The sequence below is a fragment of the Flammeovirga aprica JL-4 genome, assembly GCF_012844305.1.
Classification (GTDB): domain Bacteria; phylum Bacteroidota; class Bacteroidia; order Cytophagales; family Flammeovirgaceae; genus Flammeovirga; species Flammeovirga aprica.
In genome coordinates this window covers 1-784 of record NZ_JABANE010000337.1, presented here as the reverse complement: position 1 = coordinate 784, position 784 = coordinate 1, and the positions used below count along the sequence as shown (strand labels likewise).

Genomic DNA, 784 nt, shown 5'->3' with positions numbered 1-784 from the left:
GGTGATGGCTATTTTAGGTTGATCTAGCTACATCCGTTACTAAAATTACCACATTTATAGTAATGTTTTTCAATGTACATCCCGATGACATTATCATGTATTGTTTCATCTTTTGAAAAGCATATTGTTCTTCTACTTAACCTCTTGATATGAGTTCTAAAATTGAGGTTTTTACGTTCAATTTTCCAAGTTTCATCTTTTCCTACAGTGTGTATATATTCAGTAGGAAACAGCCTGTGGTACGCTCCCCAATCATCTGTATAACAAATTTTAATTGGAAGGTGAGCTACAGAGCTTAACAAGTTTTTTAATACGATATCTTGTCGTTTACCATTCTCCCAAGCGATAATAACGCCTGAGTGTTTTTCTACAAGATACCATGTCCAACGCTGATTACTTTTATTACCCACATAACTCCAAAATTCATCCCATTCTGTACTGATTTTCACATCAATATCTAGTTGAGATAGAGTGTTTAATTCTATGGAGTCCAAGAGATAAGGATTTACTTTTCTTACTTCTTTTTTTTCAAATGGTTACTGATCATATTTCTACTGATTTTTAATGTTCGAGATATATCTCTAACACCACTACTATTAAGTGTTAATAGATCGATTTGTTCTTTTATTCCAGGACGCCAGCCATTGGTTTTGTATTCTACTTGAAAACTTTTATTGCATGTATTACAACGCCAACGTTGACTACCATTAGGTCTATGACCATTTTTCACTATATCGTTGCCTTCACAGTGAGGACAACGTATTTCTTTGTAATGTCTCATATA

2 protein-coding genes are annotated in these 784 nt (G+C 33.4%); both read right to left on the bottom strand.

The features are described from left to right. Positions 1-23: 23 nt before the first annotated feature. Positions 24-494 (bottom strand): IS1 family transposase, encoded by a 471-nt coding sequence (locus HHU12_RS34245; protein WP_169661195.1) that lies wholly within the window; start codon positions 492-494, stop codon positions 24-26. Positions 495-514: 20 nt separating this feature from the next. Further along, a partial coding sequence (locus HHU12_RS34240; protein WP_169661194.1) for an IS1 family transposase occupies positions 515-784 on the bottom strand: 270 nt, incomplete at its 5' end.